General features: G+C 72.8%; 20 protein-coding genes. 4 read left to right on the top strand and 16 right to left on the bottom strand.

Annotation, left to right across the window (positions count from 1 at the left end):
- Window positions 1–31: 31 nt before the first annotated feature.
- Window positions 32–982, bottom strand: coding sequence for an ABC transporter permease (locus ABEA93_RS17875; protein WP_425584994.1), 951 nt, complete (start codon window positions 980–982; stop codon window positions 32–34).
- Between the two features lie 24 nt (window positions 983–1006).
- Window positions 1007–1969: an isopenicillin N synthase family dioxygenase gene (locus ABEA93_RS17870; protein ID WP_345676578.1), complete on the bottom strand. Its 963-nt coding sequence runs from the start codon at window positions 1967–1969 to the stop codon at window positions 1007–1009.
- A gap of 174 nt (window positions 1970–2143) precedes the next feature.
- Here ABEA93_RS17870 and ABEA93_RS17865 point away from each other — a divergent pair, with 174 nt between their 5' ends.
- Window positions 2144–2779: a TetR/AcrR family transcriptional regulator gene (locus ABEA93_RS17865; protein WP_345676577.1), complete on the top strand. Its 636-nt coding sequence runs from the start codon at window positions 2144–2146 to the stop codon at window positions 2777–2779.
- Entirely contained in the window at window positions 2776–4437 is a 1662-nt protein-coding gene (locus ABEA93_RS17860) for an FAD-binding dehydrogenase (protein ID WP_345676576.1), read from the top strand. Before ABEA93_RS17865 ends, ABEA93_RS17860 begins: the two co-directional genes overlap by 4 nt.
- A 97-nt stretch (window positions 4438–4534) precedes the next feature.
- On the opposite strand, the gene ABEA93_RS17855 is transcribed toward ABEA93_RS17860, so the two are convergent.
- Complete coding sequence (locus ABEA93_RS17855; protein WP_345676575.1) at window positions 4535–4894, bottom strand: BlaI/MecI/CopY family transcriptional regulator; 360 nt, start codon at window positions 4892–4894, stop codon at window positions 4535–4537.
- Window positions 4895–5088: 194 nt separating this feature from the next.
- On the opposite strand from ABEA93_RS17855, the gene ABEA93_RS17850 reads away from it, so the two are divergent.
- Both ABEA93_RS17850 and ABEA93_RS17845 read left to right on the top strand, forming a co-directional pair.
- Complete coding sequence (locus tag ABEA93_RS17850; protein ID WP_345676574.1) at window positions 5089–5274, top strand: hypothetical protein; 186 nt, start codon at window positions 5089–5091, stop codon at window positions 5272–5274.
- A 106-nt stretch (window positions 5275–5380) separates the two neighbouring features.
- Window positions 5381–6928, top strand: coding sequence for a multicopper oxidase family protein (locus tag ABEA93_RS17845; RefSeq protein ID WP_345676573.1), 1548 nt, complete (start codon window positions 5381–5383; stop codon window positions 6926–6928).
- A gap of 72 nt (window positions 6929–7000) precedes the next feature.
- On the opposite strand, the gene ABEA93_RS17840 is transcribed toward ABEA93_RS17845, so the two are convergent.
- The 13 genes from ABEA93_RS17840 to ABEA93_RS17780 all read right to left on the bottom strand — a co-directional run bounded on the left by ABEA93_RS17840 (window position 7001) and on the right by ABEA93_RS17780 (window position 19148).
- Window positions 7001–7441, bottom strand: coding sequence for a hypothetical protein (locus ABEA93_RS17840; RefSeq protein ID WP_345676572.1), 441 nt, complete (start codon window positions 7439–7441; stop codon window positions 7001–7003).
- Between the two features lie 160 nt (window positions 7442–7601).
- On the bottom strand, window positions 7602–8993 hold the full coding sequence (locus ABEA93_RS17835; protein ID WP_345676571.1) for an MFS transporter: 1392 nt from the start codon (window positions 8991–8993) through the stop codon (window positions 7602–7604).
- A 2-nt stretch (window positions 8994–8995) separates the two neighbouring features.
- Window positions 8996–9679: a GntR family transcriptional regulator gene (locus tag ABEA93_RS17830; RefSeq protein ID WP_345676570.1), complete on the bottom strand. Its 684-nt coding sequence runs from the start codon at window positions 9677–9679 to the stop codon at window positions 8996–8998.
- Between the two features lie 62 nt (window positions 9680–9741).
- A complete protein-coding gene (locus tag ABEA93_RS17825) occupies window positions 9742–10782 on the bottom strand; it encodes a right-handed parallel beta-helix repeat-containing protein (protein WP_345676569.1) in 1041 nt (346 codons plus the stop codon).
- A gap of 114 nt (window positions 10783–10896) precedes the next feature.
- On the bottom strand, window positions 10897–12294 hold the full coding sequence (locus tag ABEA93_RS17820) for an acetyl-CoA carboxylase biotin carboxylase subunit (protein ID WP_345676568.1): 1398 nt from the start codon (window positions 12292–12294) through the stop codon (window positions 10897–10899).
- Window positions 12295–12299: 5 nt separating this feature from the next.
- Window positions 12300–13019: an acetyl-CoA carboxylase biotin carboxyl carrier protein gene (locus ABEA93_RS17815; RefSeq protein ID WP_345676567.1), complete on the bottom strand. Its 720-nt coding sequence runs from the start codon at window positions 13017–13019 to the stop codon at window positions 12300–12302.
- Complete coding sequence (gene accD / locus ABEA93_RS17810; RefSeq protein WP_345676566.1) at window positions 13016–14854, bottom strand: acetyl-CoA carboxylase, carboxyltransferase subunit beta; 1839 nt, start codon at window positions 14852–14854, stop codon at window positions 13016–13018. Before accD ends, ABEA93_RS17815 begins: the two co-directional genes overlap by 4 nt.
- 40 nt (window positions 14855–14894) lie before the next feature.
- A complete protein-coding gene (locus tag ABEA93_RS17805; RefSeq protein ID WP_345676768.1) occupies window positions 14895–15230 on the bottom strand; it encodes a TcmI family type II polyketide cyclase in 336 nt (111 codons plus the stop codon).
- 168 nt (window positions 15231–15398) lie between these two features.
- Complete coding sequence (locus ABEA93_RS17800) at window positions 15399–15881, bottom strand: SRPBCC family protein (protein WP_345676565.1); 483 nt, start codon at window positions 15879–15881, stop codon at window positions 15399–15401.
- A 4-nt stretch (window positions 15882–15885) separates the two neighbouring features.
- Window positions 15886–16143, bottom strand: a complete 258-nt coding sequence (locus ABEA93_RS17795; protein ID WP_345676564.1) for an acyl carrier protein — start codon at window positions 16141–16143, stop codon at window positions 15886–15888.
- A gap of 55 nt (window positions 16144–16198) precedes the next feature.
- The gene (locus ABEA93_RS17790; RefSeq protein ID WP_345676563.1) at window positions 16199–17425 is read right to left on the bottom strand and encodes a beta-ketoacyl synthase N-terminal-like domain-containing protein; all 1227 of its coding nucleotides are present in this window, start codon (window positions 17423–17425) and stop codon (window positions 16199–16201) included.
- Window positions 17422–18732 carry a beta-ketoacyl-[acyl-carrier-protein] synthase family protein gene (locus ABEA93_RS17785; protein WP_345676562.1) on the bottom strand — a complete coding sequence of 437 codons (1311 nt, stop codon included), beginning with the start codon at window positions 18730–18732 and terminating at the stop codon, window positions 17422–17424. The genes ABEA93_RS17790 and ABEA93_RS17785 overlap by 4 nt, the downstream gene beginning before the upstream one ends.
- Window positions 18729–19148, bottom strand: coding sequence for a cupin domain-containing protein (locus tag ABEA93_RS17780; RefSeq protein ID WP_345676767.1), 420 nt, complete (start codon window positions 19146–19148; stop codon window positions 18729–18731). Before ABEA93_RS17780 ends, ABEA93_RS17785 begins: the two co-directional genes overlap by 4 nt.
- Window positions 19149–19170: the final 22 nt, after the last annotated feature.

The raw sequence follows: 19170 nt of genomic DNA, 5'->3' as shown, positions 1-19170 counted from the left end.
GGTGCACCGGGTCTTCCGGTCGGGTGCGCGGCTACTTGTAGCGGACGCGCGGGTCGAGGGCCACGTACAGGATGTCGACCAGCAGGTTCGCCACGACGATGAAGAACGCGGCCAGCGTGGTGACCGCCATGATCTTGGGCAGGTCGTTCTCGTTGATCGCCTGCACGGCGTACTGGCCCACTCCCGGTAGCGAGAAGGCCGTTTCGGTGAGGACCGCGCCGCCGAGGAGCAGCCCGACGTCGAGGCCGAAGATCGTGACGATGGGGGTGAGTGCGGAGCGCAGCCCGTGCCGGACGACGACGCGGCGTTCGCGGAGTCCCTTGGCGCGGGCGGTGCGGATGTAGTCCTCGCCCATCGTCTCCAGCGTTCCGGCACGGGTCAGCCGTGCGTAGAGCGCCGAATAGAGGAAGGCAAGGGTCACCCAGGGCAGGATGAGGTTCTTCGCCCACGCCACCGGATCTTCGGTCAGCGGCACGTAGTGCAGGTTGGGGAAGATCGCCCACTTGTAGCTGAACAGTGCCAGCGACACGAGCGCGGTGAAGAAGATCGGCAGGGACACGCCGGCGAGGGCGATGGTCATCGAGAACCGGTCGAACAGCGAACCGCGGCGCAGTGCCGACAGCACGCCGATTCCGACGCCGGTGACGAGCCGGATCACCGCGGCGCCCACGGCCAGCGAGATGGTGACCGGGAGGCGCTGGGTGATCTGCGGCCATACCGGGAGATGGGTCTTGAACGAGTAGCCGAAGCACGGCACGTCGCAGTGCGAGGCATCGGGCCCGTAGTGGAAGGTGCGGCCGAAGAAGATGCCGTGGATGAACTGCCAGTACTGGGTGTAGAGCGGCTGGTCGAATCCGAGGTTCTTCTTGACCGCGGCGAGCGCCTCCGGGCTGGGGTCGCGGCCGACGTATTGCGCGGCGAGCTGCGTGCTGTGGTGGGTGGCGGTTGCCCCGCCGGCTTGCCGCCGCCCCGGTCCGCGGATCGCGAGTGCTGGTGATTGCGCAGGTCAGGGCGACCCGTCGGCGCGGATCGCGTCGAGGCGGCCGCGCAGGTAGACGTGCGAGTCGACGCCCCGGACGTCGGTGCCCGGATCGCATTCGTAGAAGTAGACGAGCGAGATCAGCTCTTCGTCCGGCAGCTCCGCGGGCGGCGCGAGGACCCGGTGGCGGCCCGCCTTCCAGCGCCCGTCCGTCCAGCGCGCCATGAGATCGCCGACGTTGACGGTGAACGCGTCCGGATCGTACGGGGCGTCCGACCAGCCGGCCTCCTCGGTGAACACTTGCAGCCCGCCGCTGCCCGGCTCGCGGTCGAGCACCGTCACCGTCCCGAAATCCGTGTGCGCGCCGATCCGCGACTGGCCCGGCGCGGGCGGGCCCACCCGGGTGATCGGCGGATACCAGTTGATGTTGAACCCCCACGTCGGATGCGCCGCATGCCGCGCGAAGTAGCCGGGATCGCCGCGCAGGACGTCGCCGAGCAGCGCCAGGAGGCGGTCGGACAGCGCCCGCATCCGTGTCAGATACGCCTCGACGCGCGGGCGCAGCTCCGGCACCTCGCCCGGCCAGGTGTTCGGCAGGAACCATTCCGCGTCGACTTTCGGATCGCCGGTCGGCTCGTCGGCGGCGAAGGACAGCGACTCCTTCATGTCCGGCGGCGAGGCCGCGCCCTCCGCGTACGCGTTCGCCTCGGCACCGGGGCCCAGCCAGCCGCGGTCGCCGACCCGGACCGCGTACCGGTGCTTCGCGTCGTCCGGCAGCAGGAAGAACTGCCGCGCCGCGGCGCGGATCGCCGCTCGCTCCGCCGGATCGATGCCGTGCCCGGTCACGAGGAAGAACCCGGTGTGCCGGAGCCCCGCATCGACGGCCTCGGCGATTCGCAGCCGCTCGTCCGGCCCGCCTCGGTCCCAGGCGGCGAGATCGAGCGTGGGGATGAGGTCCGCCGCCGTGTGCGGGGGAGGGGTGAGAGTCATGAACCCACTCTGCTGCCAGGCTGGTTGGCGCGGAAGCAGCCGCGCCGCGGGGTGCGCCGGACTTCCCCCGCCCGGCGCTGATCCCCCCAGTCGCAGCCTTGTCGATACATGAACGTATCGGATACGTTCATGTATCTAACCGGACCGGGTCCGGCCGAAACGGAGGTGCGTGCGATGACCGCGGCCAAACGCGTGACCGTGCGGCGGGCCGAAACCCGCAGACGACTCCTCGACGCCGCCCTCGACGTGTTCGCCGCCGAAGGCTTCGGCCGCACCACCGTCGAACAAGTCTGCGACCACGCCGGATTCACCCGCGGCGCCTTCTACTCCAACTTCTCCTCCCTCGACGAACTCTTCCTCGCCATGTGGGAGGAACGCTCCGCGGCCATGCTCGACGACGTCCGCACGGCACTCGGCGGAGTCGCCGAAGCCGACCCCGACGCCGCACTCCGCGCCGCCTTCCACGCCATCCCCGTCGACGACGCCTGGTTCCGCGTCACCGCCGAATTCACCGCCCACGCGCTGCGCACCCCGGCGCTGCGCCGCGTCATGGCGGCCCGCGAGCAGGCGATCCTCGACGCGGTGCTGCCCGCCGTGGTCGCCGCGCTCGCCCGCGGCGGGCGGCGCGTCCCCGACGAGACCGCGCTCGGGCAGGCGCTCGTCGCGGTGCACGACGGGACGTCCGCGCAGATCCTGCTCGACCCCGGCGACCCGGCGGTGCGGGCGCGCCGAGAACACCTGTTCTTCGTGGTGCTGAACGCCTACAGCACCCCATCGTCCCCCGATCGCGAGTCCGAGGAGCTGCCGTGAGTCACGACGCCGATGTCATCGTCGTGGGAGCGGGCCTGGCCGGCCTGGTCGCCACGTACGAACTCGCCCGCGCGGGACGCCGCGTGCTGGTCGTCGACCAGGAGAACGAGGCCAACCTCGGCGGCCAGGCGTTCTGGTCGCTCGGCGGCCTGTTCCTCGTGGACAGCCCCGAACAGCGCCGCCTCGGCATCAAGGACTCACGCGAACTCGCTCTCGCCGACTGGCACGGCTCGGCGGCGTTCGACCGGGCGCGGGAAGACCTGTGGCCGCGGCGCTGGGCGGAGGCGTACGTCGACTTCGCGGCGGGCGAGAAGCGCGCTTACCTGCACGGCCTCGGCCTGCGCTTCACCCCGACGGTCGGCTGGGCCGAACGCGGCGGCGGCACCGCCACCGGGCACGGGAACTCGGTGCCGCGGTTCCACCTGACGTGGGGCACCGGCCCCGAGGTCGTGCGGATCTTCCGCGAGCCGGTGCTGGCCGCGGCCGAACGCGGCCTGGTGACCTTCAAGTTCCGCCATCGGGTCGACGAACTCACCGTCGAGAACGGCGCGGTGGTGGGGATCTCCGGCACCGTCCTGGCGCCGGACGCGGGAGCGCGCGGAGTCGCCTCGTCCCGCAAGGCCGTCGGCGACTTCGCGCTGCGCGCCCAAGCCGTCGTGGTGACGTCCGGCGGGATCGGCGGCAACCACGACCTCGTCCGGGAGTTCTGGCCGGCCGAGCGGCTCGGACCGGCGCCCGCGTCGATGGTGACGGGCGTACCGGCCTACGTCGACGGCCGGATGCTCGAGGTGACGGAACGCGCCGGTGCGTCGCTGGTCAACCGCGACCGGATGTGGCACTACACCGAAGGCATCACGAACTGGGACCCGGTCTGGCCCGGCCACGCCATCCGGATCATCCCGGGCCCGTCGTCGCTCTGGCTCGACGCCACCGGCAAACGCCTCCCCGCGCCGCTGTTCCCCGGCCACGACACCCTCGCCACCCTCCGGCACATCGGTGGCACGGGACACCACCACACGTGGTTCCTGCTGACGCGGTCGATCGTCGAGAAGGAATTCGCGCTGTCGGGCTCGGAGCAGAACCCCGATATCACCGGCAAGGACATCAAGCTGGCGCTGTCCCGCGTCAAGAAAGGCGCCCCGGGCCCGGTCCAGGCCTTCCTCGACCACGGCGATGACTTCGTGGTCCGCCGCGACCTGCGCTCGCTCGTCGAGGGCATGAACGCGCTGACCCCGGACACACCGGTGGACTACGCCGACATCGAACGCGAAGTCACCGCCCACGACCGCGAGGTGGCGAACCCGTACAGCAAGGACCTGCAGCTGATGGCCGTGCGCAACGCCCGTGCCTACCTGCCCGACAAGATCACCCGCGTCGCCAAGCCGCACCGGTTCCTGGACCCGGAACACGGCCCGCTGATCGCCGTGCGCCTGAACATCCTCACCCGCAAGACCCTCGGCGGCCTCGAAACCAACCTGGACTCCCAGGTGGTGCGCCCGGACGGGAACGTCTTCGAAGGCCTGTACGCGGCGGGCGAGGTCGCCGGCTTCGGCGGCGGGGGAGTGCACGGGTACAACGCACTGGAGGGGACGTTCCTCGGCGGCTGCATTTTCGGGGGGCGGGCTGCGGGGAAGGCACTGGCACGGGACCTGGGGTAAGCGCGGCCCGGGGCCTGCCGACGACCGGTTGGCGCCCGCTGACGGGCCGGCTGCGAGGGCTGCCGGTGTCGGGAAGTAGTGGTCGGCTGTTCGACCCCTACTCCCCGCCCTCCAACGCCGCCCGCAGCGCTGCCGCGTCGGCGGCGCCGAGTCGGCCGACGAAGCCGACCAGCGCGGCGCGCCGGTCCGCGGACTCCTCCAACGCCTCGGCCATCGCGCGGGCCGTGCGGGAGTCCTTGTCCTCCACCGCGCGGTACGCGAACGCCCGGCCGACCCGGTGGCGGGCCAGCCACTCCTTGGCGACCAGGTTGTTCATCACCGTCATGACGGTCGTGTAGGCGAGGGGTTGCGCCCGCCGCGCGTTGAGCACGGCCACCACGTCGTGCACGACCACCGGTTCCTCGGCGCCCCAGACCACCTCCATGGCCTCGCGCTCCAGGCTCCCCAGCTCGCGCACGCCGCGCCCCTTTCCGTGCTCGCCGCCGCCCGCGGACCCGCGGCGCCGCGGCCGGGCCGGGGCACCCCGGCCCCGGTCCGGACACGATATCCGCGGCGCGCGCCGCCCGAAGACGGGCCGCACCGATAGTTATTATGAGTCGTAGTAATCCCGGCGCGGGCGTCCCGCGGCGGTACGCGACGAAACAGGAGCGCATGGCCGCCCGACAGGAAGCCGCCACCCGGCGGTCAGCCCGCGTCTCCGCGCGGCTGCTGGTCCTGTGCGCGGTCCTCGTCGCCGACAGCGCGGCCGGATCGGCCCGGCGCCGCGGCCCCGCTCCCGCCCCCGCCCTCTTTCCGGGTGCCTTCCTGATACCCCCGCCGCTCGTCCCGCGGACATAGACCCGCCCCCGGCGGCCGCTGTCCGCGTCCGTCGTGCCGGTTCTCGTTCCGTCGTGCCGCGTTGCCGTGGTCGGCCGCGGCCGTATCGCCTCAGGAAGGCGTCCGCATGTCCGTTTCCCGTCGTACCTTCATGTTCTCCGGCCTTGCCCTGGCCGGAACCGGAGCCCTCGCCGCGTGCTCCTCGTCCGGTTCCGCCGTGCGCCCCGTCGCGCGGACCGGGGCCGCCTACCTCAGCCCGGGCGGGCCCGAGGTGCTCGCGGCCGAACAGGCCCGCGGGGCCGGGGCCGTGCGGTCCGTGACGCTTGCCGCCGTCGAGACGGCCGCCGACCTCGGCGCCGGCACGGTCGTGTCGACGTGGACGTACGGCGGCGCCCTCCCCGGCCGCCCGATCCGCGTCACCGCCGGGGAGGTCCTCGATGCCACCGTGGTGAACCAGCTCCCGCAGTCCACCACGATCCACTGGCACGGCCTGCGGCTGCGCAACGACATGGACGGCGTGCCCGGCGTCACCCAGGACCCGATCGCCCCCGGCGGCCGGTTCCAGTACCGCTTCACCGTGCCGGACCCCGGCACGTACTGGATCCACCCGCACACCGGCGTCCAGCAGGACCGCGGCCTCTACGCGCCGCTGATCGTCGACGACCCCCGCGAACCGCTGTCCTACGACGCCGAATGGACCGTCGTCCTCGACGACTGGCTCGACGGCACCGGCACCACCCCCGACGACGTCCTCGCCCGCCTCAGCGGCGGCATGGGCGGCATGGACCACGGCTCGACGGGGGCCATGCCCGGCAACGGCAACGGCGGCGGCAGCGCGGAGTCCCGCATGCTCAGGGGCGCGACGAGCAAAGCGCTCGGCGGCGACCCCGGTGACGTCGCGTACACGCACTACCTCGTCAACGGCCGAGTCCCCGCCGACCCGGACGTGTTCCAAGGCAAGCCCGGCCAGCGCGTCCGCATCCGGATCCTCAACGCGGGCGGCGACACCGCGTTCCGCGTCGCGCTCGGCGACCACACCATGACCGTCACCCACGCCGACGGCCTCCCCGTTCGCCAGGCCGACGCGAAGTCGCTGCTGCTCGGCATGGGGGAGCGGTACGACGTCCTGGTGACCCTCGGCTCAGGCGTCTTCCCCTTCACCGCGTCCGCGGAAGGCAAGAACGCGCTGGCCCGCGCGCTCGTCCGCACCGCCCCCGGAACCGCGCCGGACCCCGACGTGCGGCCCGCGGAACTCGACGGGCAGCCGCTGGTCGCCGCCCGCCTCGCCCCCGCCGAGCATGTCGCCCTGCCCGCGAAGGAGATCGACCGCACCGTCCGCCTCGAACTCACCGGCGGCATGGCGAAGTACGACTGGGGCATCAACGGCCGCCGCTACGACTCCGCCTACCGCGACCCGGTGCAGGCAGGCGAGCGGGTACGCCTGGAGTTCGTCAACAAGACCGCGATGTGGCACCCCATGCACCTGCACGGCCACAGCTTTGCGATGGCCAACCCGGGCATGGGCGGCGCCCGCAAGGACACCGCGGCGATCCTCCCCGGCCAGACCCTGTTCGCCGATTTCGACGCGGACAACCCGGGCCTGTGGATGATCCACTGCCACAACGTCTACCACGCGGAAACCGGGATGATGTCGCTCCTGGGTTACGAGGCGTAGCAACGGCGAAGCGGGGGCGTGCGCCACCCGGCACGCCCCCGCATGTCGCGGCAAGCCGCGGAGACTCCGGCGTCAGTTGACCCGCTCGACGTCGATGATCATGTCGTACACGCCGCCGTTCCCCCGCAGTTGGATCCCCGCGACGCCCAACTGCGGGTTCGCGCCGAGGCGGAAGTAGCCGACGCGGTCGTCGCGGCCCGGGTCGCGGTCCCAGGCCTCGACGGTGAGGGTGTGGTCCGAGTCGTAGTAGAACGTCGGCAGAGAGGCCCCGATGTTCACCGCGAGGTTCGCCGACACGTCGTGCGGGCCCCACACCGTGGACCCGTTCACCTTGAGGTACACCTCGTCGAACGAGTTGTTGTCCTGGGTCTGCTCGATCTCGAACCAGGCGAGGCGGACGGAGTACACGGTCGGCGCCGCGTGCGCGGTGCCGGCGGTTCCGGCGAGCAGGCCCGCGGTGGCGGCGGCGGACAGTCCGGCGCCGAGCAGGGCGCGGCGGATCCTTCGGGGCATGGGGGTCACTCCTGGTCGTCGGGGTGCGCGCGAGCGGAACGGCGGCGGTGCCGCCGTTCCGCTCGGCGAGGCGCTCCGACTCTCCCGCGAGGGCTGTCCCGCCGTCCTGAGCCAGACATCCCGGGTCCGACCCGGGATATCCGTCCTGCCCGACCGGGGGCTACCGGGTAGCCGCGATCGGCCCGTCCGCGGCCTGGTCGCCGTGTCGGGGACCGGGCACCGCGGGGCTCGACGAGGTCACGACCGCCGCCATCGCGGTCCGCGCCTGTTCGCGTTCGCGCAGCACGGCCTTCTTGCGCAGCCGCAGAATCTGCGACAGCCCCACCGCCGCCAGGACGTACACCACGGAGAACGCCGCCCGGTAGTTGTCGCCCGTCGCGTCGAGCAGCACTCCGACCAGAAGCAGGGTGAGCATCGACGCGACGAACCCGCCCATGTTGACGATTCCCGACGCGGTGCCCTGCCGTTCCGGCGGGTTCACCGGCCGCGAGAAGTCCAAGCCGATCAGCGAGGCCGGACCGCACGCGCCGAGCATCGCGCACAGCACCACCAGCAGCCACATCGGCGCGTGGTCGGCCGGCCACGCCAGCGTCGCGGTCCACACCACGAGAACGCCCGCGACCGTGCCGAGTGCCAGCCGCAGCCGGAACGCCGGGTTGCGGCCGATGACTTGCCCGAACACCAGGCCGAACAGCAGGCTGGCCCCGACGACGAGGGTCAGCAGCCAGCTCGCCGTGCCACGCGACAGGCCCTGCGCCTCGACGAGGAACGGCATGCCCCACAGCAGCAGGAACATCATTGCGGGGAACTGGGTCGTGAAGTGCGTCCACAGTCCGAGCCGGGTGCCCGGTTCGCGCCACGACTCGGCGATCTGCTTGCGCACGTACGCGCCGCCGGGATGCCGCGCGGGCGCCGGGGCCTGCCCTTCCGGGTGGTCCTTCAGGAACAGCTGCACCAGCACCAGGACGACCACACCGGCCACCGCACTGCCCGCGAACGCCTTCGTCCAGCCGAGTCCGTGCAGCAGCTGCGACAGCACCAGCGTCGACACCAGGTTCCCGGCCTGCCCGAGCAGGCCCGCCAACTGGGCGATGACCGCGCCCTTGCGCGGCGGGAACCAGCGCGTGCCCAGGCGCAGCACGCTGATGAACGTCATCGCGTCGCCGCAGCCCAGCAGCGCCCGCGAGGCGAGCGCCGTACCGAACGAGGGCGCGAACGCGAAGCCCAGCTGCCCCGCGGTGAACAGCACCGCGCCCATGCTCAGCACCCGCTTGGTGCCGAACCGGTCGACCAGCAGGCCGACGGGTATCTGCATGCCCGCGTACACCAGCAGCTGCAGGATCGAGAACGTGGACAGCGCGGACGAGCCGATGTCGTAGCGCTCGGCGGCGTCCAGCCCGGCCACGCCCAGCGACGTGCGGAAGATGACCGCGACGAAGTACACCGACACGCCCACCGACCACACCGCGACCGCGCGGCGCCCACCCGGCGGATCCACGGGAAGAACGGAAGCGGGCAGGGGAGTGCCCGGCTTCGGAAGCGAAGCGCTCATGGTCAGCGCACCTCGCCGCGCGCGAGGTCGGCGGCCCATTCCACATGCCTGCGGATCACCGAGACCGCCCGCTCCGCGTCCCCGGCGCGCAGCGCGTCGAGGATCTCGGCGTGCTCCGCCAGCGACTTCGCGACCCGCTCCGGGCCCGCGTACATGACCGCGACGCCCATGCGGAGCTGCCGGTCGCGGAGCTGGTCGTACAGCTTGGTGAGGATCTCGTTGCCGCCGCTGCGCACGACCGCCGCGTGGAAGCACCGGTCGGTCACCGATGCCGCGGCGAAGTCGCCGTCCGCGACCTGGCGGCGCTGCTGCTCCAGCAACTCCTCCAACCGGGCGATCAACTGCGGCGACGCGGGCACCGCTTTGCGCGCCGCGTGCGCTTCGACGAGCTGCCGGGTCTCCGCGACGTCGGCGATCTCCTGCGCGGAGACCGGCAGCACCAGTGCGCCCTTCTTCGGGTACAGCCGGATCAGTCCCTCGGCCTCCAACCGCAGCAGCCCTTCCCGCACCGGGGTGCGGGACACGCCGACGGCCTCGGCCAGCTCGCCCTCGGTGAGCAGCGAGCCGCCCTCGTACCGGCGTTCCAGCACGCCGTCCTTGACGTGCTGGTACACGCGCTCGGCCGCGGGCGGCTGCTTCACACGTGGTGCGGAGGGGGACGGCGGAGAGGCTGAGCCGGATGTCATGCGCACAACATAGATACAACAGGGATTCGGGTGACCGGGCCGTCCAGGATGCGGACGATTCGTCAGCAGTTGCCGGCCGGCTCCGACCGCGTGCACGAGTTCCCCAGGTACCGGGTGCCCGAACCGCGAGGGTCCCGCTCCGCAAGGTCGGCCGGCACGTTGTTGCGCACGGTGTTGCCGACCACCGTCTGGAACGACGTCGGCGCCCCGCTGATGCTCGGCGCCATCACGATGCCGCCCGACATCGGCGACGCACCCTGGTTGCCGGTGATCGTGTTGCCGGTGATCCGCACCTGCTGCGCCCCGGTCAGGACGATTCCGGAGCCCTGGATGTAGGCGATACGCGGGTTCGGCGGGCAGTAGCGGTTGTTCTCCACGATGCGGTTGCCGGTGATGTCGAGGTCGCCGGCGACCGGGCTGCTGCTGTCGCCGACCACGAACACTCCCGCGCAGTTCCCGGTCAGCGTGTTCGCGGTGACGCCGAGGTCGCGGCCGCGCCGGATGTGCACGCCGATGCGGTTCCCGCTCGCACTGTTCCCGACCACCTTCGTGCCCTTCGCCGCGGTCGCGTCGCCGACGAACAGGCCCGACTGCGCGTTGTCCTGCGCGGTGTTCCCGGTGAACACGCCGCGCACCGAGAACTCTTCGCCGATGCCGTGCTCGCCGTTGCTCCGCGACCGCACACCCGTGACCGTGAAGCCGTCGGTGTAGCGCCCCATGACGCCGGTCTTGGCGAACCCGGTGACGGTCACGCCGTCGACCCGCACGTTCTTGAGCAGGTTGCCGGAGCTGCCGAACACGCAGATGCCGTAACCGCCGCAGGACGCGTTGGCCCCCGGCACGATCTCCGCACGCCCGGTACGGGGCCCGATCAGCCGGACACCCGACTGGGTGATCGACACGTCGCCCGGATACGTGCCCGGGGCGAGGACCACGGTGCCGCCGGAACCGGCCGCGTCGACCGCGGCCTGCACCGACTGCCCCGGGGTGACGTAACGGACTCCGGAGACGGCCTGGGCGGACGGCGCGGCGAGCACGCCGGAACCGGCCAACGCGGCCCCGGCAAACAGGATTCCGGTGGTGCGGACACGAAAGGGGAACATCGCAAAGCCTCTTCGTCGAGAGTCGAAACAGGTGACACAGCGGGTACGGGCGGCAGGAAGGGACACGGGGCGTGCCGTCGGCACGCCCCGTGCGCATTGCACGTACCGCGCGTCTCAAACGGGTTCTGCGGAAACCACCGGCGTGTCGGGCCGCCGTTCGGCCGCTTCCACGGTCATTGCGTCGACCAGCGCGGTGGTGTGCACACCGGCCCGGAAGTCCGGGTGGGCGAGCGTGCGGCGGAGGAATCCGGCGGTGGTGCGCATGCCGCGTCCGCCGATGCGGAACTCGGCCAGCGTGCGGTCCGCGCGGGCCAGCGCCTCGGCGCGGTCCGGCGCCCAGACGACGGCCTTGGCGAGCAGCGAGTCGTAGTGCGGGCCGACCGTCCAGCCCGGGAAGGCGTGCGTGTCGATCCGCACGAACGGCCCGCCCGGCGGCACGAACTCGTCGAGGGTGCCGGGCGTCGGCGCGAACTCGCGGTCCGGGTCCTCGGCGTTCACCCGGCACTCCACCGCGACGCCGTGCACCACGATGTCGTCCTGGCTCAGCCCGAGCGGCTGGCCCGCCGCGATGCGCAGCTGCTCGCGCACCAGGTCGACGCCGGTCACCATCTCGGTCACCGGGTGCTCGACCTGGAGCCGGCAGTTGATCTCCATCAGGTGGAACTCCCAGGCGGGGGAGACCACGAACTCGAACGTGCCGGCGCCGACGTAGCCGACCGCGCGGGCGCCGCGGACGGCCGCCTCGCACATCGCGTCGCGCACCTCGTGCGGCAGCCCGGGCGCGGGCGCCTCCTCGATGAGCTTCTGGTGGCGCCGCTGCACCGAGCAGTCCCGGACGCCCAAGTGCAGCGCGGTGCCGTGGGTGTCGCACAGCACCTGCACTTCGACGTGCCGGGCGTCGTCGACGTACCGCTCCAGATACAGGCGTTCGTCGCCGAACACGGCCCGCGCATGCGCCCGGGTCTCGTTGTAGGCCCACACCAGCCGGTCGGGGTCGCGCACCACGGCCATGCCGCGCCCGCCGCCGCCCGCGACGGCCTTGAGGATCACCGGATAGCCGACCAGCTCGGCCACCGCGGCGGCCTCCGCCGCGGACGACAGCGCGCCCGAACTGCCCGGCAGCACCGGCAGCCCGGCCTCGGCCATCGCCGCCCGCGCCTCGGCCTTGTCGCCGAGCCGCTGCATGACCTGCGGCGGCGGACCGATGAACACGATGCCGTGCGCCGCGCACACCTCCGCGAAGTCCGGGTCCTCGGACAGGAACCCGTACCCCGGGTGGATCGCGTCCGCGCCGGTCGCCCGGGCCGCCTCGACGATCGCCGGAATGTTGAGATAGCTCGCCTTCGGGGGCGGCGGCCCGATGTGCACCGCCTGATCGGCCAGGCGCACGGCCGCCGAGTCCCGGTCCGCGGTCGAATACACCGCGACACTGCGGATCCCGGCCTCCCGGCACGCCCGCACCACCCGCAGCGCGATCTCACCCCGATTGGCGACGAGTACGGTCGACAGCACCCCGATCAGCCCCCGTCCGCGCCGGGCAGCACCGCGACCAGCGGCTGCTCGAACTCCACCGACTGACCGTCCTTGGCCGCGAACTCCACGACCCGCCCGGCGACGTCCGCGGTGATCGGGTTCATCATCTTCATCACTTCGAGGATCCCGATCGTCTGCCCCGGCCGGACCTCGTCGCCGACCCGCACGAACGGCTGCGCGCCCGGATCGGCCGCGTGGTAGAACGTGCCGACCATCGGCGCCCGCACGAACTGCGGCCCATCGGACACGGGTTCCACCGCACCGGCGGCTTCCCGCACCGGCGCGGCCTCCGCCCGGGCGACCTCCACCGGCGCCGCCGCTGCCGTGACCGGAGCCGCGGCAGGGGCGGGCGCGCCCGACCACTCGATCTCGATGACGGTGTCCCCGGCCGCCAGCCGGAACCGCACCGGCATCCGCGCCTCGCCCGGCTCGGCCGGATGCGCGACCGCGGGCTCCGACGCGGCGACCGCGCCGGGGGAGTGGTGCAGCGTCCGCTTGCCCGGATGCCCGCTCGGGCCCTGCCCCGGCGCATGGCCCGGCGGATGCCCGTGCGCGGCCGCATGCCCGGGGGTGTGGCCGGCGGCATGCCCCGACGCGTGTCCCGACGGGTGCGCGGCACTCGGCGGGTGTGCGCCCGCCGCCTGCCCCGCGGCGGACTGCCCCACCCCGGCATGCGCCTCGCTCGTGCCGTTGTTCGCGCTCATGTCGTCGCTCCTTCGTGGGCCCGCACCAACGTGTGCGCAGCGGGCTGCGAATGGCGGCCCCGGTCCCGCTTGGCGCGCAGGTCGCGCCACGGGCTCGGGCCCGCCTCGGTCCACGCCGCACCGAACCGCGCGAACCGGCGCCGCCGCTCGCGCACCAACTGCTCCCCGGACCGCTCCGCGAGCCCGGCCAACGTCGGCCGCAGCGCCTCGGCCAGCAGCGCCGCCGCGGCGCCCGGATCGGTGTGCGCGCCGCCCGGCGGCTCGGGCACGATGTCGTCGACCACGCCCAGTTCGCGCAGCTCCGCGGCGCCGATGCGCAGCGCCGCGGCGGCCGTCGGCGCGGCCGACGGGTCCTTCCACAGGATCGCCGCGCAGCCTTCCGGACTGATCACCGAGTACACGCCGCGTTCGCTGATCAGCACCCGGTCCGCGACGGCCAGCGCGAGCGCGCCGCCGCTGCCGCCTTCGCCCGTCACCACCGCGACGATCGGCACGCGCAGCCCGGACATCAGCTTCAGGTTCTCCGCGATCGCGACCGCCTGGCCGCCGCGTTCCGCATCCGACCCCGGGTTCGCGCCCGGCGTGTCGACGAGGGTGACCACCGGCAGCCCGAGCTTGGCCGCGAGCCGCATCAGCCGCGCGGACTTGCGGAACCCGGACGGCGTCGCCATGCCGTGCAGCCGCCGCGCGCGTTCCGCGGGATCGGCACCGCCCTTCTGATGGCCCATCAGCATGACCGGGCGGCCGTGCAGGAACCCGACGCCGCCGACCAGGGCCGGGCAGTCCGCGCCGATCCGGTCGCCGTGCAGCTCACGGAAGTTGTCCAGCATGCGGCCCGCATAGTCGAGCGTCGTCGGCCGCCCGGGATTGCGCGCCATGCGCACGGTGTCCCACACGCCCGACGCCGGCGCCGCGGCCCCGTCGCCCGGGGTCGCCATGGCGCCGAACACCACGCACGGATCCTCGGTCTCCGGCGGAAGCGGCTCCGCGCCGTTCCGCGCGGTCAACCCGACCCGCAGCAGATGGCCCAGCATGTCGCGGAGTTCGGCGCGCGGCACGATCGCGTCGACCATGCCGTGCGCGAGCAGGAATTCCGCGGTCTGGAACCCGTCCGGCAGCCGCTCCCCGGTGGTCTGCTCGATCACGCGCGGCCCGGCGAAGCCCATGCGCGCGCCCGGCTCGATCAGGATCACGTCGGACAGCGTCGCGAACGACGCCGCGACACCCCCGTACGTCGGATCCGTGACCACCGACACCGTCAGCACGCCCGCCTCGTCCAACTCGGCCAGCGCCTGCGCGGTCTTCGCCATCTGCATCAGCGACAGCGCGCCCTCCTGCATGCGGGCCCCGCCCGACGCGGTCACCAGCACCAGCGGCACCCCCTCCCGCAGGCTCTCGTGCGCGGCCCGCTCCACGAGCGCCCCCACCGCGCAGCCCAGGCTCCCGCCCAGGAAGCGGAAGTCCATCACCGCCAGCACCACCGGATGCCCGTGCACGCGCGCCCGGACCGCGAGCGCCGCGTCCGCCATCCCGGTCCGCTCGCGCGCCTCGGCCAGCCGGCCGCGGTACGGCCGCTCGTCGACGAACCCGAGCGGGTCCGCCTCCGCGGCCTCCGCCTCCAGCGGCGCCTCCGACCCGGGGTCCGCCAGCTGCGCCAGCCGCTCCCGCGCGGTCAGCCGGGCATGGCCGCCGCACTCCGGGCACACCTGCAGCGCGCGGGCGAAACGCTTCCCGTACACCAGCCGGGCGCAGTGCCCGCACTGCACCCACTCGGCGGGCGCCGCACCGTCCGGTACGGGCCCGTTGTCGTTCTCGGCGATCGTGTCGTCGGCCATCCTGCCCTCCGGCGTTGGGAACGTGCCACGGCGCGGCCCGTCAGCCGCGGGGAGCGCGCTCCCATCGGTAGAACTCGTCCGCCATCGCGTCCTTCGGGCTCCGCCACGTCGCCGGGTCGTACGCGCTCACATGCGCCGAAAGCCGGTCGCTGACCGCCCGGAACTCCGGATGCCCGGCGACCTCGGCGACCGCGGGCCCCGGCGGCCGGTCCGCCTCGATCAGGTGGAAGTACAGGCCGTCGCCGAACCGGAACAGGCTCCGTCCGGTCACCCCGACCAGGTGCGGCAGCTCGCCGCGGTCGGACGCGGCGAAGATGTCCGCGATGTCGTCCGCCGAATCGGGACGCATGCGGGCGACGATCAGACTGCGGTACACGGGTGCGTTCACAACGAATCCTTCGAGAGACCGGCGGCGCACCGCCGGAGCAGCCACATCCGCGGAAGATCTGCGGAAGATCTGCGGAAATCTGCGGAAGAGGGAGGGACCGGGAGGCGGCGGTTCCGGCCGCCCGCGCAGCGCGGACGGCCGGAACCGGGCCGCGGATCAGACGGCCGACGCCGGGGCCGCCAGGCCCAGGTCCTTCGCGCGCTGCTGGATCTTGTCCCGGATGATCTCCATCTGGACCCGCGAATTGCGGTTGATGTTGTCCGTCATCCACGCGTCGTCCACCGGGGCCTCGGGCTTCATCGCGAAGTCCTGCACCCAGTGCATCCGGACCCCGTCCGGCTCCTCGTGGTACTCCCACCGGATGTGCATGAACGCGAACGGCCCGGTCTCCACGCGCTGCGCCCACACGGTGCGCATCGCCCGGTCGGGCTCCCGCTCGGAGATCCAGCTCCAGACCTTGCCGTCCTTGTCCGGGTGCATCGTCAGCCGGAAGGTGACCTTCGCGCCTTCGCGCTCCAGCACCTCGACCTTCGCGTACTCGGTGAACAGGTCGGTCCAGTTGTCGACGTCGTTGGTGATGTCCCAGACGAGGTCGAACGGGGCGTTGATGATGATGTCGTTCTCGGTGTGGCCGGCCATCGGATCAGACTCCAGACGTGATCTGCGCATTGACGAACTCGACGAGCTGCGCCGGGGACTTGCAGGCCTCGGCGTCCTGACCGAGCGGCAGGCCGTAGCGCTGCTCCAGCTCGGAGACGACGGCGATGAGGCCGAGCGAGTCCAGGCCGAACTCGCCGAACTCCGCCTCGGGGCGGATCTCCATCTCCATCGGGTCCGCGGAGATGCCCGCGGACGCCTTCATCAGGTCGGCCAGCTCGCTGTAGGTGAAGGGGCCGTTCACGGCGTTTCCTTTCTGAAGTGGCGGAAGGACTCCCGGTCGTCCGGCGGTCGCCGGATCAGCCGCGGCCCTCGCCGCGCCGGATCACCAGCGCGGAATTGCAGCCCATGAGGCCGCGGCTCAGGACGAGTGCGGTACGCGGCTCGGCACGCCGCGCCCCGCCGGTGACGAGGTCGATGTCGTGCGACGCCGCGAACACGCCCGGCGTCGGCGGCACCACCCCGTGTTCCATGGCCAGCACCGCGGACGCGACGTCCAGCACCGGACCGCCGCAATAGGCGCGGCCGATCCCGGACTTCGGCGCGGTCACCGGCACCGCGCCGGCGTGCGGGCCCAGCGCGTCGGCGATCGCCAGCACTTCGGCGTGGTCGGCTTCCGGCACCGCCAGCGCGTCGGCGAACACCACGTCGACCTCCTCGGGCGCCGCGCCCGCCTCGGACAACGCGATGCGGATCGCCGCCGCCAGCCCGTGCCGGGACTCCGCCCAGCTCCGCGTGCCGGTGAACGTCTGCCCGTGCCCGGCCACCAGGCCGCGCACGGCGGCACCGCGCGCCCGCGCCGCCTCGGCGTTCTCCAGCACGAGCATCGCGCCGCCCTCCGCCGGCGCGAACCCGCACGCCTCGGAGTCGAAGGGCAGGTACGCACGCGCCGGATCGGCCGCCAGACTCAGCTCGCGGTAACCCAGCTGGCACACCATCGAGTACGGCGCGATCGGAGCCTCGGCCGCCCCCACCACCATCGCGGTGGCCCCGCGCCGGATCGACCGGGCACCGTGCGCGATCGCGTCCAGCCCGCCCGCCTCGTCGTCCGCGAGCACCGCGCACGGGCCCTTGAACCCGCCGCGGATCGACACCTGGCCGGTGCTCGCGGCATAAAACCACGCGATCGACTGGTACGGGCCGACGAATCCGGGGCCCCGCCCCCACAGGTTCTGCAACTCGCGCTGCCCGAACTCGCCGCCGCCCGAACCGCTCGCCGTCGCCACACCCACCGCGAACTCCGGCAGGTCCGGCAGCGCCGCATCGGACAGCGCCTGGTCCGCGGCGGCCAGCGCGAAGTGCGTGAACCGGTCGGTCTGCACGAGGAACTTCTCCTCGACCGTGAGGCGCGGATCGAAGTCCTGCACCAGGCCCGCCACCGCGAGCGGCATGTCCGCGCACCCCTCGCGGGAGATCCGCTCCAGGTGCAGCGTGCCCTCGCGGGTCGCCTTCCAGTACACGTCCGTCGAATGGCCGTTCGGCGCGACCACGCCGATCCCGGTGATCGCCACAGGCGCGACGCTCATGACGCCACCTCGCTCCGCCGGCGCTTGTCGGCCGCACCGTCCGGCACGTCCTCGTCGCGGCGCACCATCACCACCGCGGACTGGAAGCCGCCGAAGCCGCTGCCGACCGACAAAACGGTGTCCAACTCGGCTTCGCGGGCCGTGCGGCCCACGTAGTCGAGGTCGCATTCCGGGTCGGGCGTCTCGTAGTTCGCCGTCGGCGGCACCACACCGTGTGCCATCGCCAGCGCGCACGCCGCGACTTCGATCGCCCCGATCGCGCCGAGCGAATGCCCGACCATCGACTTGATCGAACTCATCGGGATCGTCCGGGCGTGCTCGCCGAGCGCGAGCTTCACCGCGGCCGTCTCGTGCCGGTCGTTCTGCTTGGTGCCCGAACCGTGCGCGTTCACGTAGTCCACATCGGTCGGCTCGACCTGGGCCTCGTCGAGGGCCAGGCGGATCGCCTCGGCCATCTCAAGGCCCTCCCGGGTCAGACCCGTCATGTGGTACGCGTTGCCGCGCGTCGCGAACCCGCCGATCTCGCAGTAGATCCGCGCCCCGCGCGCCCGCGCCCGGCCCAACTCCTCCAGCACCAGCACCGCGCAGCCCTCGCCGAGCACGAACCCGTCGCGCCCCGCGTCGAACGGCCGCGACGCCTGCGCCGGGTCGTCGTTCCGCGTGGACGTCGCCTTGATCGCGTCGAAACACGCCACGGTGATCGGCGAGATCGGCGAATCCGACGCGCCCGCGATGTAGACGTCCGCCCGGCCGTCGGCCACCGCATGCGCCGCATAGCCGATCGCGTCCAGACCCGACGTGCAGCCCGTCGACACCGTCTGCACCGGACCCCGCGCGCCGAATTCCTCGGCGACCTCGGAGGCCAGCGCGGCCGGCGAGAACGCCCGGTGCAGGAACGGCTCGGCGGCCTCCGGATCGACGCCCCAGCGGGCACCGCGTCCGCTCACCGCCACATAGTCGTGCTCCAGCCGGGTGGTGCCGCCGACCGCGGTGCCCAGCGAGACGCCCATGCGCCACGGGTCCTCGGCATCCACGTCCAGCGCCGCGTCGGCGACCGCCTCGGCGGCCGCGACCAGCGCGAACTGCACGTAGCGGTCGGCCCGCGCGGTCTGCTCGGCCGACAGGCCGTGCGCCTCCGCATCGAAATCGCACTCCGCGGCGATCCGCGACCGGAACGGCGCCGCGTCGAAGAACGTGATCCCGCGGGTCGCGGTACGCCCCGCGGTCAGCAGGTCCCAGAACGCCGGAACGCCGATGCCGCCCGGGGCCACCACACCGACCCCGGTGACCGCGACGCGGCGCGTCACTGCGCGCCGCCCACGTCCGGATGGGAATCGTGCGGCGCCACCGGCGCCTCGGTGTCCACGTGCCCCAGCTCCGGCCGCGGCGCGAGCGGCGCCAGCTGGAACACCATGCGCGCCTCGACCCGGCCGCTGTTGCGGAACCGGTGCCGCATGAACCGCGGGACCATCAGGCTCTGCTCCGCGTGCAGTTCGTGCGTCACACCGTCGAGGTCGACCTCGAGGGTCCCGCTCACGAGGTGCACGAACTCCTCGGAATACGGGTGGTAGTGCTCGGTGATCGTCTCGCCGGGCGCGACGATCGCCAACCCCATGAACCCGCACGTCGAACCGACGGTCGTGGGGCTGAGAGTGACCCGCAGGTCGCCGCCGCGGCGCCGGTTCGCCGGAACCTCGTCGAGGGTCACGACGCGCGGCGGCATCGCATACTCGATCGGCTCCGGC

The organism is Yinghuangia aomiensis, from assembly GCF_039542225.1.
Lineage (GTDB): Bacteria > Actinomycetota > Actinomycetes > Streptomycetales > Streptomycetaceae > Yinghuangia > Yinghuangia aomiensis.
This window is presented reverse-complemented; position numbering and strand designations above follow the sequence as displayed.

What these genes read in the sequence shown, in the direction of transcription:
- ABEA93_RS17800 (WP_345676565.1), bottom strand. Translation starts at nt 15,881, where the DNA reads ATGGCCGGCCACACCGAGAACGACATCATCATCAACGCCCCGTTCGAC.
- ABEA93_RS17825 (WP_345676569.1), bottom strand. Translation starts at nt 10,782, where the DNA reads ATGTTCCCCTTTCGTGTCCGCACCACCGGAATCCTGTTTGCCGGGGCC.
- ABEA93_RS17815 (WP_345676567.1), bottom strand. Translation starts at nt 13,019, where the DNA reads ATGAGCGCGAACAACGGCACGAGCGAGGCGCATGCCGGGGTGGGGCAG.
- ABEA93_RS17780 (WP_345676767.1), bottom strand. Translation starts at nt 19,148, where the DNA reads ATGCCGCCGCGCGTCGTGACCCTCGACGAGGTTCCGGCGAACCGGCGC.
- ABEA93_RS17840 (WP_345676572.1), bottom strand. Translation starts at nt 7,441, where the DNA reads ATGCCCCGAAGGATCCGCCGCGCCCTGCTCGGCGCCGGACTGTCCGCC.
- accD (WP_345676566.1), bottom strand. Translation starts at nt 14,854, where the DNA reads ATGGCCGACGACACGATCGCCGAGAACGACAACGGGCCCGTACCGGAC.
- ABEA93_RS17845 (WP_345676573.1), top strand. Translation starts at nt 5,381, where the DNA reads ATGTCCGTTTCCCGTCGTACCTTCATGTTCTCCGGCCTTGCCCTGGCC.
- ABEA93_RS17830 (WP_345676570.1), bottom strand. Translation starts at nt 9,679, where the DNA reads ATGACATCCGGCTCAGCCTCTCCGCCGTCCCCCTCCGCACCACGTGTG.
- ABEA93_RS17835 (WP_345676571.1), bottom strand. Translation starts at nt 8,993, where the DNA reads ATGAGCGCTTCGCTTCCGAAGCCGGGCACTCCCCTGCCCGCTTCCGTT.
- ABEA93_RS17870 (WP_345676578.1), bottom strand. Translation starts at nt 1,969, where the DNA reads ATGACTCTCACCCCTCCCCCGCACACGGCGGCGGACCTCATCCCCACG.
- ABEA93_RS17850 (WP_345676574.1), top strand. Translation starts at nt 5,089, where the DNA reads ATGGCCGCCCGACAGGAAGCCGCCACCCGGCGGTCAGCCCGCGTCTCC.
- ABEA93_RS17790 (WP_345676563.1), bottom strand. Translation starts at nt 17,425, where the DNA reads ATGAGCGTCGCGCCTGTGGCGATCACCGGGATCGGCGTGGTCGCGCCG.
- ABEA93_RS17865 (WP_345676577.1), top strand. Translation starts at nt 2,144, where the DNA reads ATGACCGCGGCCAAACGCGTGACCGTGCGGCGGGCCGAAACCCGCAGA.